Annotated in this window: 13 protein-coding genes; 7 read left to right on the plus strand and 6 right to left on the minus strand. The window is 64.9% G+C overall.

The features are described 5' to 3' along the window. The first annotated feature begins 12 nt into the window (after positions 1-12). Positions 13-2,397 (plus strand): efflux RND transporter permease subunit, encoded by a 2,385-nt coding sequence (locus HNP46_RS06845; RefSeq protein ID WP_184587120.1) that lies wholly within the window; start codon positions 13-15, stop codon positions 2,395-2,397. 66 nt (positions 2,398-2,463) lie between these two features. Here HNP46_RS06845 and HNP46_RS06850 read toward each other — a convergent pair whose 3' ends face one another. From HNP46_RS06850 to HNP46_RS06870, 5 genes are all read right to left on the minus strand, one after another. Then, on the minus strand, positions 2,464-3,237 hold the full coding sequence (locus HNP46_RS06850) for an SDR family NAD(P)-dependent oxidoreductase (RefSeq protein WP_184587122.1): 774 nt from the start codon (positions 3,235-3,237) through the stop codon (positions 2,464-2,466). Between the two features lie 318 nt (positions 3,238-3,555). Then, on the minus strand, positions 3,556-4,359 hold the full coding sequence (locus tag HNP46_RS06855) for a gamma-glutamyl-gamma-aminobutyrate hydrolase family protein (RefSeq protein WP_184587124.1): 804 nt from the start codon (positions 4,357-4,359) through the stop codon (positions 3,556-3,558). Positions 4,360-4,744: 385 nt separating this feature from the next. Then, complete coding sequence (locus HNP46_RS06860; protein WP_184587126.1) at positions 4,745-6,415, minus strand: sensor domain-containing diguanylate cyclase; 1,671 nt, start codon at positions 6,413-6,415, stop codon at positions 4,745-4,747. Between the two features lie 189 nt (positions 6,416-6,604). Beyond that, on the minus strand, positions 6,605-6,949 hold the full coding sequence (locus HNP46_RS06865; protein WP_184587128.1) for a hypothetical protein: 345 nt from the start codon (positions 6,947-6,949) through the stop codon (positions 6,605-6,607). Positions 6,950-7,327: 378 nt separating this feature from the next. Next, positions 7,328-8,656, minus strand: a complete 1,329-nt coding sequence (locus tag HNP46_RS06870) for an OprD family porin (protein WP_184587130.1) — start codon at positions 8,654-8,656, stop codon at positions 7,328-7,330. Between the two features lie 451 nt (positions 8,657-9,107). On the opposite strand from HNP46_RS06870, the gene HNP46_RS06875 reads away from it, so the two are divergent. The 5 genes from HNP46_RS06875 (at position 9,108) to HNP46_RS06895 (ending at position 12,714) form a co-directional block, all read left to right on the plus strand. Next, the gene (locus tag HNP46_RS06875; protein ID WP_184587132.1) at positions 9,108-9,485 is read left to right on the plus strand and encodes a RidA family protein; all 378 of its coding nucleotides are present in this window, start codon (positions 9,108-9,110) and stop codon (positions 9,483-9,485) included. A 521-nt stretch (positions 9,486-10,006) separates the two neighbouring features. Continuing rightward, the gene (locus HNP46_RS06880) at positions 10,007-10,606 is read left to right on the plus strand and encodes a hypothetical protein (RefSeq protein WP_184587134.1); all 600 of its coding nucleotides are present in this window, start codon (positions 10,007-10,009) and stop codon (positions 10,604-10,606) included. Positions 10,607-10,667: 61 nt separating this feature from the next. Continuing rightward, positions 10,668-11,513, plus strand: a complete 846-nt coding sequence (locus HNP46_RS06885) for a DUF692 domain-containing protein (protein WP_184587136.1) — start codon at positions 10,668-10,670, stop codon at positions 11,511-11,513. Then, the gene (locus HNP46_RS06890) at positions 11,506-12,279 is read left to right on the plus strand and encodes a DNA-binding domain-containing protein (protein WP_184587138.1); all 774 of its coding nucleotides are present in this window, start codon (positions 11,506-11,508) and stop codon (positions 12,277-12,279) included. Before HNP46_RS06885 ends, HNP46_RS06890 begins: the two co-directional genes overlap by 8 nt. Before the next feature lie 12 nt (positions 12,280-12,291). Continuing rightward, the gene (locus HNP46_RS06895; RefSeq protein WP_184587140.1) at positions 12,292-12,714 is read left to right on the plus strand and encodes an organic hydroperoxide resistance protein; all 423 of its coding nucleotides are present in this window, start codon (positions 12,292-12,294) and stop codon (positions 12,712-12,714) included. Positions 12,715-12,812: 98 nt separating this feature from the next. On the opposite strand, the gene HNP46_RS06900 is transcribed toward HNP46_RS06895, so the two are convergent. Continuing rightward, positions 12,813-14,234 (minus strand): PLP-dependent aminotransferase family protein, encoded by a 1,422-nt coding sequence (locus tag HNP46_RS06900; protein WP_184587142.1) that lies wholly within the window; start codon positions 14,232-14,234, stop codon positions 12,813-12,815. 82 nt (positions 14,235-14,316) lie between these two features. Between HNP46_RS06900 and HNP46_RS06905 the strand changes: the two genes are divergently transcribed. Then, a complete protein-coding gene (locus HNP46_RS06905; RefSeq protein ID WP_184587144.1) occupies positions 14,317-15,261 on the plus strand; it encodes a DMT family transporter in 945 nt (314 codons plus the stop codon). Positions 15,262-15,264 lie beyond the last annotated feature (3 nt).

The raw sequence follows: 15,264 nt of genomic DNA on the forward strand, positions 1-15,264 counted from the left end.
AGAAACCGACCTATGACCATTTCCACTTCCGACCGCGCCGGCCATGGCCCGCGCAATCGGCGCGAAGCGCTGATGCGCGCCTACGCCGACTGGGTGACCGGAAACCCGTGGCGCACCGTGCTGCTGTCGCTGCTGCTGATGGCGGCACTGGCCTCGGGCCTGATGCACCTGACCTTCCGCAGCGACAACCGGGTCTTCTTCGGCGAAGACAACCCGGAGCTACAGACGCTCGACCATTTCGATGCGACCTATGGGCGCGATGACACCCTGCTGTTCGTGGTGACCGCGCGCGATGGCGACCTGTTCACCTCCGACCGGCTGAAGGCGATCAACGAACTGACCGATGCCGCCTGGAACCTGCCCGAAACCAAGCGGGTGGACTCGCCGACCAACTTCCAGCGCGCCCTGGCAGTGGGCGACGACATCAGCATCGACCAGCTGGCCCGCTCCGGCGATGTGCTCAGCGACGCCGACGCCCGTCGGCTGAAGGCAGAGACCGCGCTGGAACCGATGCTGATCGGCCGCCTGCTGTCTGCCGATGCGCGCACCGGCATGGTCGCGGTCAGCTTCCTCTTCGACCCCGCCCGCGTCTCCGACCAGACGCTGGACGCCATGGCCGCCGGCAAGGCGCTCAGCGAGAAGTTCAGCCGCGAACACCCTGACCTGCAGGTCGGGCTCTCCGGCTCGGTGGCCCTCGATGATGCCTTCGTCGAAGCCAGCACCTATGACTCCGTTGTGCTGCTGCCGGTGATGGTGGTCGTCCTGCTGGGCATCATCGCCATCTCGATCCGCTCCTTCGCCGGCGCGCTGGCGACCTTCTGCGTGGTGATCCTGGGCACCCTCAGCGCCCTGGGGACCTCGGCGCTGATGGGGATTCCGCTGTCCTCGCCGAGCGTGGCGGCGCCCAACATCATCCTCACCATCGCCTGCTGCGACTGCATCCACCTGTGCTCGGGCATGATGCGCCTGCGCCGCGAAGGACTGAGCCGCCGCGAGGCGGTGTCGGAGATCCTCATCGAGTGCGGCTGGCCGGTGACGCTGACCATGATCACCACCGCCATCGGCTTCCTGTCCATGGTCTTCAGCGCGGTACCGCCGTTCGCGCACCTGGGCGTCATCGTCGCCCTGGGCTCGGTGCTGGCCTGGTTCCTGACCATGACCTTCCTCCCGGCCCTGCTGTGCATCCTGCCCTGGAAGGGCCCGAAGAGCTCGATGCCGGCCGAGATGCTCAGCCTGCGTATCGCCGAGCTGGTCATGAAACGGCCGGGCAAGGTACTGGCCGCTGTCGTGGTGGTTGCCGTGGTGCTCTGCTCGCTGGCTTTCTCCAACACCCTCGACGATCGCTACGTGCGCTACTTCGACCAGAGCTTCGAGTTCCGCCAGGCGACCGACCGCCTCAACCAGGACCTGGGCGGTTTCTACACCCTGGAGTTCTCGCTGGACTCCGGCGAGGCCGACGGCATCACCCAGCCCGAATACCTGAGCGAGGTGAGTCACTTCGCCGACTGGTTGCGCCAGCAGCCGGGCGTGACCCACGTGCACGGCCTGCCGGACGTGATGATGACGGTGAACCGGGCGATGAACGGCGGTGGCCAGGACCAGTACCGCCTGCCGGATTCGCGCGACGTCACCGCGCAGTACCTGGCGCTCTACGAGATGTCGCTGCCCTTCGGCATGGACCTGAAGAACCAGCTGACCGCCGACAAGCGCTTCACCCGCCTGAGCGTCAGCCTGGGCGACGTTTCCACCGCGTCGATGGCCGATCTGCAGGTGCGTGCCGAGGATTGGGCGCGGCACAACGCGCCATTGCTCGCTTCCTCGGCGCAGGCCACCGGGACTTCGCTGCTGTTCGCCCATATCGGCAACCGCAATATCCAGGAGATGTACACCGGCATCTTCAGCGGCATCCTGGTGGTCTGGGTGATCTTCGCCCTGGCCTTCCGCTCGATCTCCCTGAGCTTCATCGGCACCATCGCCAATACCGTGCCGTCCCTGGCGACGCTGGGCGCCTGGGCACTGGTCAACGGCGAAGTGGGAATGGCGGTGGCGACCGTGGCTTCGGTCACCTTCGGGGTGATCGTCGACGACACCATCCACATGCTGTCGACCTACGCACGCCTGCGCCGGCACGAGAAGCTCTCACCGGAGGATGCCGTGCGCGGCGCCTTCCGCACGGTGGGGCCGGGGATGATCGCGATGACCCTGGCGCTCTCCTCGGGCTTCGCCTGCCTGACCTTCTCCGGGTTCCAGATCAACTCCTGGATGGGGCTGATGGCGTCGATGACCATCCTCATCGCGGTGCTCTTCGACCTGCTGTTCATTCCCGCCGTGCTGCTGGTGTTCGCCAACTGGCAGCGCGCGCGGGGCAAGGCCGACTGGGTCGAGGCGGCCCGCTGAGCGCCACGCCCACAGCAGGAACCCGCGTGTCCCTGGAGGAGCACGCGGGTTCATGCGTTGTGCGGCCTACAGGCTGCTCACCAGGTGCCCGCCGTCCACGGCGAGCACCGCGCCGGTCATGAAGGCGCCGGCTGCGCTGGCCAGCAGCAGGAAGGGGCCTTCCAGTTCTTGCAGCTGACCCAGGCGGCGCATCGGCACCGTGTCGCGGATGTAGGCCTGGCCCTTGTCGCTGTCGAAATAGGCGTCGTTCATTTCGGTCTTGAAATAGCCCGGGGCGATGGCGTTGACCCGCACGTCGAAGCGCGCCAGTTCCAGCGCCAGCGACTTGCTCAGCTGCACCACGCCGGCCTTGGCCGCGCAGTAATGGCTGTAGCCGGCGCCCACGCGCAGTCCGAGGATCGAGGCGATATTGATGATGCTGCCGCCGCGCCCGGCCTTGGCCAGACGCTGCGCGGCGCACTGGGCGACGCGCCAGACGCCATCGAGGTTGGTGGCGAGCATGCTGCGCCAGTCTTCCTCGCTGATCTCCAGGGCGCGCTGGCCGTTGCCGATGCCGGCGTTGTTGAGCACCACGTCGACCACGCCGAACTGCGCCTCGGCACTGTCGAAGGCGGCTTCGACGCTGGCGCGGTCGGTCACGTCCAGCGCCACGGCCAGGGCTTCGCCACCGTCGCCTCGAATGGCTTCGGCCAGCTGCGCCAGGCGCTCGGTACGCCTGGCCGCGAGCACCACGCGGGCGCCGGCACGGGCTGCCACGCGGGCCAGGTGCGCACCGATGCCGCTGGAAGCACCGGTGACCAGAACAGTCCTGCCGGAGAGGGAGAAGAGGTCGTTGCCCATGGCTGCACCTTGTTCGTCAGAGCGGAATCGCTGAGCGCCAAGGGTAGCCCGAGGCGCCCTCAGGGGCGTGCAGAGGACGCCATTCGCGTGGCTGATGACTGTGCCTGTACAGCATGGGTATCGCCCAGGCTCCAAACCATCCTGCGTTTGTGCTCCGACCTCACGGGGGAGTGAAACGTAGGATGGTGTGGAGCGAAGCGATACCCATCGATAAGCGCGACATGCCCGCGATTGCGTGCAATGTCGTCGAGACAGATGCAGGCCGGAAACGAAAAAGCCCGGCACAAGGCCGGGCTTTTTCATCACGCTCGAAGCGAATCAGGCAGCCAGTGCGCGGCTCTGCTTCTTCTTCACCTGGGCGCGGCAGGCATCGCCGAACGCCTGGAAGATCTTCACCGAGTCGGGGTTCTTCGCCGCCTGCCATTCCGGGTGCCACTGCACCGCGAAGAGGAAGGGCGAGAGGGTCGGGGCGTGGATGGCTTCGACCAGGCCGTCTTCGGCGTGGGCGATGGCTTCGATGCCCTTGCCCAGGTTCTTCAGGCCCTGGCCATGCAGCGAGTTGACGCGGATCTCGTCACCCAGCAGCTGCTGCAGCCAGCTGCCCGGAATCGGGCGAACGCCATGGACCTGGCTGTACTGCACCTCGACCGGGTCTTCGGGATTCTCGCGATGGTCATTGAAGCCGGGCTCGGCGTAGACCTTCTGGTAGATATCGCCGCCCAGGGCCACGTTGATTTCCTGCATGCCGCGGCACACGCCGAAGATCGGCAGGCCACGAGCGATGGCGGCCTTGATCAGCGGGATGTCGAAGTTGTCGCGGTCCTTGTCCTGGCCCTTGCCGGGAGTTTCGTTCTCCTGGCCATACAGGGTCGGATCGATGTTGCTGCCGGCGCCGGTGAGGTACACGCCGTCGGCCATGTCCAGGTACTGCTCGAGGTCTTCGATGCCGCAGCAGGTGGGAACCAGTACCGGCACGCAATCGGACTGTTCGACCAGGGGCACGATGTATTTGTGGGTCATTACCTGATAGTCGTGGCCTTTGCGCTCTTGGCTGCCCATGGACATCAGGACGACAGGTTTGCGGAGAGTCTGTTTCTTGTTGCCAATGTTGCTGTTGGACATATGTCACCTTTGGACGGGCTGCAGCCCATCGTTTTTGTGCAGGCGCGCAGCGGGAAAGGCGCGCTACCTGAGGTTCCGAGCACTGCCGGGAGCGCACAGAAGGCGATGATTCCCGGTCGAAACCTGTCTCACAGCCTGCCAGAGCCGTTAAATATGTCAAACGAAATCGCTGCGGGGCGTCAAAAATAATGGCCGAAAGACTGTCGGACAATATTTTCAATTCATTGATTTAAAAGTATTTTTCCTAATAGCTTGGACTGCTTAAAAGTCCATTATTTAAAACGATTGGCGTTTTTAGTGAAAAATTCTGCACATTTTTTCACGGATGCCGTGCAGGATTCACCACAAGCCCACCCGCGGCGCGCTCTGCTCCGCGGGTTTGCCCTCAATGGCACTCGATGCGGTTGCGGCCGTTCTGCTTGGCCCGGTACAGCGCGCTGTCGCTGCGCGACAGGGCGGCACCGGCATTGCCGTCGGCCGGCTCCAGGGTCGCCACGCCGATGCTGATGGTCAGCGGGATGCGCTGGCCGGCCTGCATCAGCGGCTGGTCGGCCAGTTGCTGCTGCAGGCGCTGGGCGAAGGTCTGCGCACTGGCGATGTCGGCATCGCCGAGCACCACGGCGAACTCCTCGCCGCCCATGCGCCCGGCAAAGTCGATGCGGCGGATGGCGCGCGCGAGGATGCCGGCGAAGTGGCGTAGCGCTTCGTCGCCGACGGCATGGCCCCAGCGGTCGTTGATCGACTTGAAGTGGTCGATGTCGCACATCAGGATCGCCGCGCTACGTTCGACGCAGCGCTGCACGCGGCCCAGCTCGGCCTCGATCAGGTGCATGAAGTGGCCGCGGTTGGGCAGTTGGGTGAGGTAATCGGTGGTGGCCAGCAGCTGCAGTTCGGCTTCGATGCGCTTGCGCTCGGTGATGTCGGTGATGAAGCCGTGCCAGATCAGGCTGTCATCCTCCAGGCGCTTGGGGTGTGCATTGCCCTGGCGCCAGAACACTCCGCGCTCGGGAATCACCACGCGGTATTCGTGGCGCCAGGGCTGCATGCGCGCGGCGGAGTTCTCCAGGGAGGCCAGGCACGCCGCCAGGTCCTCGGGGTGAATCACCTGGCGCAGGAAGCTGGAGTCGCCGCGCACCTGTTCCGGCCGCACGCCATAGATGTCCAGCACACCGGCGCTGACGTAAGGGAAGGTGCCGGTGCCGTCGGGCAGGCGGCGGAACTGGAAGACCATCCCGGGGATTTCGTTGGTCAGGTCGGTGAGCAGCTGCACGCTCTCGCGCAGCTGTTCGGCGACTTCGCGCAGGGCGGTGATGTCGGTGGTGGTGCCGAGCATGCGCAGGGCGTTGCCGGCGGCGTCGCGCTCAACCACCTTGCCGCGGCTGCAGACCCAGATGTAGTGGCCGTCCTTGTGCTGCAGGCGGTGCTCCACCTCGTAGGACTCGCTGCGACCCTCGAAGTGGTCGCGCATGGTCGCCTGCACGTAACCCAGGTCATCCGGGTGGACGCGGGTGTAGGCGTCCTCGATGCGCCCGCCGATCTCGTCGTCGGCATAGCCGAGCAGGGATTTCCAGGCGCTGGAGTAGTGAATTTCGCCGCTGGGTACGTGGCGGTCCCAGATGCCGGTGCCGCTGCCGGCCACCGCCAGGGTCAGCCGGCGTTCGTTTTCCCGGCGCGGTGCGCGCAGATGTTCGAACAGCGCTTCGCCCAGCTTGAGGACATCACGCAGCAGCGCCTGCTGGGTTTCGTCGAGCTGGCGTTCGTCAGGGGCCAGCAACAGCAGCCGGGCCTGGGGGAATCCTTCCTCGTCGTGCAGGGTCTCGCTGGCCAGCAGGAACAGGCTACGGCCCTGATGGCACAGGGGGCTGGCGGCGGCAGGCAGGGAGAGCAGGGTGGCCAGCGACAGCGCGCCGGCAGCGTCGATGCCGCTCTGGCCCAGCAGTTGGCCACGCAGATCGATGAGCAGGGCGACGCAATCGCCACCGGCATGGCGGGCGAGACGCAGCAGGCTGTCGTAGTGCCCGTACTCCTTCACCCCAGGTTCACTGGAAGTTCGCATCCGATAGCAGCTTCTTCAACGGAGGATGGGCGTGTTTCTCTACCCTGGGTCCGCGCCGGCATGCGGCAGGCGGACGCAGGTGGCTTTATGAAATCACGGGCGGGCGAGCCGCCACAATCTCTCCCTGCATCGGCGGCGACGAGCGTGCACCGGCAGCCGCCGCCCGGAGCAGGCGGCGGGCAGGCGCCGTCAGTTGATCAGTTGGTCGATCAGCACGGCGTTGGTGTAGATCAGGCTGCCATCGCTGGCCCGATGCCCGACCAGGTGGAACTGGCCACGGTGTTCGACGCCGCCCAGGTATACGCGGAACATGCAGTCGGCCAGCGGGCCGTAGCCTTCGGGCATCTGCAGCTCGAGGGTGTTGAGGTCGGCGTCGACCATCATTTCCCTCTGGTCGTTTTCCTGCAGGTACACCTCGGCCTGTTCCAGGTGCAGGCGGTCTGCATCGGTGAGGTTGAAGCGGATGTCTTCCAGCGGGGTGGGTTTCTGCTCGGCGGTGGTCTTGCACCAGCCTTCCAGCGTCATGGCGCTCATCTGGGGTGCCTCCTTCGCTGCGGACGGAAATGCCGCGTCGTCGAAGGGTTGGACCGGCGCGTTCGGCCAATCGATCAGTTTTTGTGCAGATCGCCTGCACGGATGAAACCGGGAGCATAAAAAAAGCCGCTCCAGGGGAGCGGCTCGAAGGACGTCGAAGGAGCAATCACATATCAACGTCAGGAGTTGCCTTCCGCAGGGAAAGTGCGGAAGCGGGAAGATGGCGTAATTCTAGAAAGTTGCCGCGATGGGATATACCGCCATTCCGGGAAGAGACTATCTGCATGGGCGTAATAATCTCATCCGGAGGTGGGGCAAACTTTCAGACGAATCCGAAAGTTGCCCCATTCGATTATTCAGCCGGATATCCGCGCTGAATCAGAGGATCGACAGCGGGTATTCGACGATCAGGCGCAGTTCGTTGTTGTCGGCTTCGCCCTGGTCGGCGTTGGCGCGGTGGAAGGCCTGGCGCATGCGCAGGGTCAGGTCCTTGGCCGGGCCGCCCTGGACCACGTACTTGGCTTCCAGGTCGGTCTCGTGGTGGCTGCCGTCGTCGCCGTACATCCCGGCGTAGGCGCCGTCGGCGTCGGCATGGCTGCCGTCGATGCCGGTACCGTTGATGTAACGGGCCATGAAGCTCAGGCCCGGCACGCCGTAGGTGTCCATCGCCAAGTCGTAGCGGACCTGCCAGGAGCGCTCGCCCGGACCGTTGAAGTCGGAGTACTGCACGGAGTTGGCGAGGAACACCGAGTCACCGGTGGCGCCGTCGCCGTCGTCGCCGAAGCCGACATAGTCGAACGGGGTGTCGCCGTGAACCTTCTGGTAGGCCAGGGTGACGGTGTGCGCCTGCAGGAAGGAGTAGGCGGCTGCCAGCGACCAGGTGGTGTTGCTGATCTCGCCGGCCTTGGCCTGACCTTCATCGTTGGTGCGGTAGATGTTGAAGTCGAAGGCCAGCGACTGGTCGTCGGCCACCGGCAGCACCCAGTTCAGGTTGCCGTAGTACTGGCGCCAGATGTCCTTGAACTCCGAGCCGTACAGCGAAAGGCTGAGGTTGTCGTTGATCGCGTACTTGCCGCCGAGGAAGTCGACGTCGCTGGTTTCCACGCCAGCGTAGGCCGCCCACAGGCCGCCATCGCGAGCGGTGGTGACCGGGCTGGTGCCGGAGGTGAAGTGGCCGGCTTCCAGGTCCAGGCCGTCGATCTCGCTGCTCAGCAGGTTGAAGCCCGAAGCGGTCTGCGGGATCAGGCGGGTGCCGCCGGCGGCGAACACCGGAGCGGTCGGCTGCATGTCGCCGAATTTCAGCTCGGTCTTGGAGATGCGCACCTTCAGCGCGCCGCCGGCCTTGCCGTAGTCGTCGTCCGGCTTGCCGTCGTTGCCCACCGGCAGGTTGCCGGTGCCCGCGCGGCCACGGCCGGCGTCGAGCTTGATGCCCAGATAGCCGAAGGCATCCACGCCGAAGCCGACGGTGCCCTGGGTGTAGCCGGAGGAGAAGTTGGCCAGGAAGCCCTGGGTCCAGTCGCGGTTGTCGCCCGCGCCGTTCTTGCCGTCATGGTCGTAGTACTGGTTGCGCAGCAGGACGTCGAGCTTGGCGTCCTCGACGAAGCCCTTGGCATCGGCCTGATCGGTGACAAAGGCTTCGGCGCTGGCGAACTGGCTGGCGGCGGCGGAAACAGCGAGCACGATGGCGCTGCGTTTGAGGTGCTTCATGGATATTGCCCCTAGAGTCTTGGAGGACCGGCTCGATTGAGGTGCGTGAGAGCCGGACGTTTTTATAGGCAGGCACAATGAATCCGGACATGGTTTGACCACGGCGGAAAGTCGCAGGAAGTTGCGTTGGCATTGTTGCAGTTAACTGGCTTTGAATTCCCCCGCGAATTGCTCCAGACGCGGAAGAGCCGACGTCATAATGCCCAAAGAGTTCGCCGTTTAAATAACGGATTATGAAAAGGTCTATGTCCCATATTGTAATAATCCGGACTTTCGGCGAGCGGATGAAAGTCGTTCGGAAGTTCTACCGATCAATGGGATATCACTGTTTCCGTGGGCTGCGGGCACGGTGACATGGCGCTCGTCGGCGCGATGCGGCTAAGCTGCGCGACCTGGCCGCCGCGCCCCATGCGGCGACCTGCCCCATTCACCGACAGCAGAGATTTGTCCAATGACGCCTACCTTCATCCCCGACGCGGATCCCGAATCCATCTCCTCCGACGTTGCCGGTTTCGGCGGCCTGCTGGTATCCACGCAGATCCCCACCCTGGAAGACGGCAGCCTGGAGCTGGGCGACATCACCGCCCAGAGCGAAGCCACCCTGCGCAGCCTGCAGGTCGCCCTGGAAAAGGCCGGCAGCGGCCTGGACCACGTGCTGCACCTGACCATCTACCTCACCCGCATGGCCGACCGCGCGGCGTTCAACGAGGTGTACTGCCGCTTCTTTGCCAAGCCTTACCCGGTGCGTGCTGCCGTGGGCATTTCCGAGCTGGCGGTGGAAGGCATGAAGGTGGAAGTCACCGCGATTGCGGCCAAGCGCGCGAGCTGATCGTCCCGCTTTTGTAGGATCGGGCCGCTTTGCGGCCCTTTTCTTTTGCCGCCGCTGCGCTCTACTCGTCATCGCCTCATGAATCCGACCCGCTCCTATCGGCTATATCTGCGCAGGGATCAGCCCTCACCCTAGCCCTCTCCCAAAGGGAGAGGGGACCGTTTGGTGCAGGATGAAGCCACAGCGTCAGCCGGGACGATCTGCTCCCTCTCCCTCTGGGAGAGGGCTGGGGTGAGGGACAGCGCCGGCACAGGTATCCCGGAAGTTGCTCCTACTGGTCCGGTCCAGGCCTGCTAACTCCTACCCGCCGAATGTATTCCTTTGTATCCACCGCTCCCTGAGCGGACACACGCATACAAAAGCCTCCAGACGCCGATACGCCCGCGATACATCGCTGCGGCGAAATAGCCCTACCCGAACGACACGGCGCCTGGGCAGGGAAACCTCCAGCGCAGCGTTCCAGGGAATCGCCCTTGCGGCATGACCGGCGCACTGAACGCCACAGCATCTGGAGATTCAAAATGTCCCGTCTCGCGAAAAACAATCTGCGCTCCAAATCCCAACTGGGCCTGCTCGCTGTCGCCCTGGCGGGTGGATTGAACCTGGCGTCCTCCGCCTTCGCCGTCGAGGCCCTGCCGCAGGGCTACCAGCTGGCTTCCGCCGCCAAGGCCGGGGAGGGCAAGTGTGGCGAGGGCAAGTGCGGGGCCAACGAAGCCAGGACCAAGGCCCAACAGGGCGAAGGCAAGTGTGGTGAAGGCAAGTGCGGTGCCAGCCAGGCCAAGGCCAAGGCGACCCAGGGCGAAGGTAAATGTGGCGAAGGCAAGTGCGGTGCCGACGGTGCCCAGGCCAAGGCCAGCGGCGGCGAGGGCAAATGCGGTGAAGGCAAATGCGGCGATGCTTCCTTCGCCAGGACCGACACCGACCATGACGGCCGCGTCTCCCGTGCCGAACTGCTGGCCGTGGCACCCAAGGCCGGTGCCGAGTTCGACGCCATCGATGCCAACCATGACGGCTACCTCTCCGAAGCCGAGGTCTACCAGTTCCGCAAGCACCAGTTCGATGCCAACGGCAAACCCTTCCCGACCGATCTGTACAGCAAGCTGAGCCAGGCCAGGAACTGAGCCGCGCCGCCGCCTCCCCGCGCCGGTGGCCGGGGAGGAAATCTCGCCCAAGGAGACCGCCATGCACCCTGCCATCCCCCTGCAAGGAGCCGGCCTCGGCCTGCGCCGCGCCATGCTGACCGACCTGTTGAACATGGACGACCACGCCGTGGACTTCCTCGAAGTCGCCCCGGACAACTGGATCGGCGTCGGCGGCACCTACGGCCAGGGGCTGGCACGCCTGGCCGAGCGCTTGCCGCTGTCCTGCCACGGCCTGTCGCTGTCCCTGGGCGGCCCGGAACCGCTGGACCATGTGTTCCTCGGCCAGGTCCGCGAATTCCTCGACCAGCACCAGGTGCCGCTGTTCAGCGAACACCTGAGTTACTGCTCCGACGAAGGTCACCTCTATGACCTGATTCCCATGCCCTTCACTGACGAGGCCGTGCACCACATCGCCGGCCGCATCCGTGAAGTGCAGGACGTCCTCGGCCGCCGTATCGCCGTGGAAAACATCTCCTACTACGCCGCGCCCTACCAGGCGCTGAGCGAGATCGACTTCCTCCGTGCCGTGCTCGACGAGGCCGATTGCGACCTGCTGCTGGACGTCAACAATCTCTACGTGAACGCCCACAATCACGGCTACGACGCAGCCGCTTTCCTCGCCCGTGTACCGGCCGGGCGCGTCGCCTGTCTGCATGTCGCCGGCCACTACGACGAAGCGCCGGACCTGAAGATCGACACCCATGGCGCCGCCGTGAAGAACGACGTCTGGAACCTGCTGGCCAGCGCCTACCAGCACCTGGGCACGGTGCCGACACTGCTGGAGCGCGACTTCAATATCCCGCCGCTGACCGAACTGCTCGGCGAGGTGGACGCCATCCGCGTCCTGCAAGCCGCTGCGTGCGTGAAGGAGCTGCGCCATGGCTGAGTCCCTGCGCGAACAGCAGCTGTGCATGACCCGCTACATCCGCGATCCGCAGGCCAACCAGCCGCCGCCCGGTATCGAGGCGCGGCGCCTGGCGGTGTACCGGCAACTGTTCTTCGGCAACCTGCAGTCGCTGCTGGCCGGCAACTTCCCGGTGCTCCACGCCAGCCTGCCGCGCGCAGACTGGCAGGCGCTGACCGAGGACTTCTACGCCCGCTTCCGTTGCCAGACGCCGCTGTTCACTGAAGTTGCCGGCGAGTTCGTCGACTACCTGGAAGGGCGCAGCGAACAGCCCGGCTGGGTGGCCGAACTGGCCCACTACGAATTCATCGAGACCGCGCTGCTGCTCAGCGACAAGGCCGAGCCGGCACACGATCCCGACGGCGACCTGCTCGATGGCGTGCCGCTGCTCTCCAGTCTCGCTGTGCCGCTGGCCTATGCCTGGCCGGTCAGCCATATCGGTCCTGAGCACATTCCGCAGCAGGCGCCGGCCGAACCGACGCTGCTGCTGGCCCGACGGGGGAGCGACCTGAAGGTGTCTTTCTCGCGCCTGGCGCCGCTGGCCCATGCACTGCTGGTATCGCTGCAACAGTGGCAGCTCACCGGCCAACAGCACCTGAAGGCGCTGGCGGAAATCGCCGGCGTCGAACTGGCCGCCATCCAGGGGCAGGGCATCGCCCTGCTGCACAGTCTGAAAGAGCAGGGCGTGGTGCTCGGCACTCGGCCCAACTGCACCACCCCACGTCGTCCCCCACTGGTTCGTTCCTGAAGGAGAAGCGTCATGACCGACAAGCTGGCAACCCTGATCTACACCGCCCACACCCACACCACCGGCGGCCGCGATGGCCGCGGCCAGAGCACCGATGGCGAACTCGACCTGCCGCTGAGCCCGCCCGGCTCCGATCGCCCGGGCAGCAACCCGGAGCAGCTGTTCGCCATCGGCTGGTCCGCCTGCTTCATCGGCGCCCTGCGCCGCGCCGGGCAAAAGCTGAATGTGCGCCTGCCCGCCGATGTAGCGGTGGATGCGCAAGTTTCCCTGGGCAACACCGCCGACGGCGGCTTCGCCCTGGCTGCCCAGCTCACCGTGCACCTGCCGGGTCTGGCGACCGAGGACAAGGCCAGACTGGTGGACGAAGCGCACCTGATCTGCCCGTATTCCAGGGCGACCCGCGGCAATATCGAGGTCGGATTCGTCATTCCCTGACCGCGCCTGCATCCACAACAGGATCCGCAACACGGCCCGCGCCGCTTCATCGGTGTGCGGGCTTTGCGCTTTGCCTGGACCGCGTCTGCTCTCTGTCGCTACCGCAGCGTCGCGGCTTCCTGGCCCAGCACGCCGGCCAGTACCTCGAAGCCCCTTTGCAGGCGCTGGTCGTCCTCGTGGGCGTTGCTGATGCTGGCGCGGATGCAGTGCGGCACGGCCGTGCGCCCCACGGCAAAGGCGTCCGCCGTGGAGATCAGGTAGTTCATCAGTTTCAGCTCGGCCTCGATGTCCGAGGCCCGCCACGGCTCGGGCACCTCGATCCAGAAATGCGGGCACTGCGGATGCGTGCGATAGCGCAGCCCACCCAGGCTGTGCGCCACCAGGGCCTTGCGCCGGTGGATCTCGGCGGCCTGCAGGCGCATCAGGTGGGTCGCCGTGCCGTCCTCGATCCAGCCGCTGGCCAGCTCCAGTGCCAGGGGCGTGGCCATCCAGCAGGAGGCACGGATGCCGGCGGCGATCTGCCCGACCATCCGTGCCGGAGCGTGGACGTAGCCGACCCGCAGGCCGGCGGACACACCCTTGCTCAGGCCGCCGATCAGCACACTGCGCTCCGGGGCGAAATAGCCGATGGGCAGCGGGCGCTGTTCCAGCAGCACGGCGTGGGTCTCATCCTCGAGGATCAGCAGGTTGTGCTCCCGGCAGACCTGCGCCACTGCGGCCCGGCGCGGTTCGGAGAGCAGCGAGGTGGTGGGGTTCTGCAGGGTCGGCGTGCAATACAGCGCAGCGATCCGGTGCTGCCGGCACAGCTCGTCCAACGCGTCGGGCAGTATCCCTTCCTCGTCCATGGGCGCGCCGAGCAGACGGATGCCCAGCAGGCGTGCGGCACTGATCAGTCCGGGGTAGGTCAGCTGTTCGGTGACCAGGGTATCGCCAGCACGCAGCAGGGAGGACAGTGCGCTCATCAGGCCATGTTGTCCGCCGTTGACGCACAACACCTGTTCGGCCTCGGCCCGAAAGGCTCCATTTGACAGCCATTGCGCACCGGCTCGTCTGAATCTTGGAAGTCCCACATCGGGTGTATAGAGCATAACTTCCCGAAGTTTCTCCTTGTCCTGGGATAGTTTCCTCAGACTTTCTTCCAATACTGGAATTTCCGCGCCCGGCATATGCATGTTCCGACTCATGTCGAATATGTCCGCCATATTGTCCTGGACATTGCGGAAGCCGGATTCACGTTTGTTTTCCAATCCCCGCTGGCGCACGAAAGTGCCGTCGCCGATTCGCGCCACCACCAGTCCCAGGCGCTCCAGCTCGGCATAGGCGCGGCTGACGGTACCGCTGGTGACGCCCAGCTGGTCGGCGAGAAGGCGGTGCGGCAGCAACTTTCGCCCAGCGGGAATCACGCCATCGACAATGTTCTTTTCCAATGCGCTCGCCAGTCTCTTGTATTTAACGCCGGACGAGTTTGCGAACGCATCTTTCAGAATTGACACCATGTCAATATACGGTTTGACAGCCATTTTATCCCTCAAATAGCCTCGAATTAACGGAGCCAATCAAAGATTGGTTCAAGACAATAACGCGTGATAGAGGCAATACACCATGTCGACGACTTCCGCCGCCGCCAGCCTCGGCAAAATCGGCAAACCCTGGCTGGGAGCCGTGCTGACCGGTGCACTGTTCCTCTGTGTCTGCCTGAGCTGGGGGACCACCTGGCTGGGCATCAAGGTCGCGGTGGAAAGCGTGCCTCCGCTCACCGCGTCGGGCCTGCGCTTCCTGATTGCCTTTCCGCTGTTCCTGTCGTTCGCGCTGATTCGGCGTGATCCGATCGTGTTTCCCCGCGGCACCCAGGGCTTCTTCCTGTTCGTCACGCTGTGCTATTTCAGCGTGCCGTACTACCTGCTCAATTACGGTGAAACCCACGTGTCCTCGGGGTTGACCGCACTCCTGTTCAGTTGCATGCCGGTCTTCATCCTGGCGTTCTCCGCGGTATTTCTCAGGGAGCGCATCTACCTGTCGCAGGTCATCGGCATCGCCATCGGCTTCGCCAGCCTCTACATGATCCTGCGGGCCCAGGGCGTGCGCTTCGACCATGCGGAATTCCTCGGCGTACTGGCGATTCTCGCCGCCGCCGTGATGCACGCCCTGTGCTACGTGGTCACCAAGAAGAGAGGCGCGCAGATCAGCGTCATCACCTACAACACGCTGCCGATCGGCATCGCCGGCCTGCTGCTGTTCGTCCTCGGGCTGGTCGTGGAAGAGCCGCAGTTCGCCGCCATCTCCGAGCGCTCTTGGTGGGCGCTGATCTACCTGGGCATCTGTGCTTCGGTGGGCGGCTTCCTTGCCTATTTCATCCTGCTCAAGCGCCTCAGTCCGGTGGTGCTGTCCTTCGTCTTCATCATCTTCCCGGTGTTCGCCGTGATCATCGGTTCCTGGTACGAGGGGCAGGCCGTTTCGCCGGAGCTGGCGCTGTATTCGGCGCTGCTGCTGGTGGGGTTCGCCATCACCAAGGTGCCGCTGGAGAAATGGCTGGCGCAGCGGGAGTGATGC

This window comes from Pseudomonas nitroreducens (assembly GCF_014204515.1).
Classification (GTDB): domain Bacteria; phylum Pseudomonadota; class Gammaproteobacteria; order Pseudomonadales; family Pseudomonadaceae; genus Pseudomonas; species Pseudomonas nitritireducens_A.

Coding starts and splice junctions, on each gene's coding strand:
- HNP46_RS06860 (WP_184587126.1), bottom strand. CDS start 6,415: ATGCGAACTTCCAGTGAACCTGGGGTGAAGGAGTACGGGCACTACGAC.
- HNP46_RS06885 (WP_184587136.1), top strand. CDS start 10,668: ATGCACCCTGCCATCCCCCTGCAAGGAGCCGGCCTCGGCCTGCGCCGC.
- HNP46_RS06875 (WP_184587132.1), top strand. CDS start 9,108: ATGACGCCTACCTTCATCCCCGACGCGGATCCCGAATCCATCTCCTCC.
- HNP46_RS06890 (WP_184587138.1), top strand. CDS start 11,506: ATGGCTGAGTCCCTGCGCGAACAGCAGCTGTGCATGACCCGCTACATC.
- HNP46_RS06900 (WP_184587142.1), bottom strand. CDS start 14,234: ATGGCTGTCAAACCGTATATTGACATGGTGTCAATTCTGAAAGATGCG.
- HNP46_RS06855 (WP_184587124.1), bottom strand. CDS start 4,359: ATGTCCAACAGCAACATTGGCAACAAGAAACAGACTCTCCGCAAACCT.
- HNP46_RS06865 (WP_184587128.1), bottom strand. CDS start 6,949: ATGAGCGCCATGACGCTGGAAGGCTGGTGCAAGACCACCGCCGAGCAG.
- HNP46_RS06880 (WP_184587134.1), top strand. CDS start 10,007: ATGTCCCGTCTCGCGAAAAACAATCTGCGCTCCAAATCCCAACTGGGC.
- HNP46_RS06895 (WP_184587140.1), top strand. CDS start 12,292: ATGACCGACAAGCTGGCAACCCTGATCTACACCGCCCACACCCACACC.
- HNP46_RS06845 (WP_184587120.1), top strand. CDS start 13: ATGACCATTTCCACTTCCGACCGCGCCGGCCATGGCCCGCGCAATCGG.
- HNP46_RS06870 (WP_184587130.1), bottom strand. CDS start 8,656: ATGAAGCACCTCAAACGCAGCGCCATCGTGCTCGCTGTTTCCGCCGCC.
- HNP46_RS06905 (WP_184587144.1), top strand. CDS start 14,317: ATGTCGACGACTTCCGCCGCCGCCAGCCTCGGCAAAATCGGCAAACCC.
- HNP46_RS06850 (WP_184587122.1), bottom strand. CDS start 3,237: ATGGGCAACGACCTCTTCTCCCTCTCCGGCAGGACTGTTCTGGTCACC.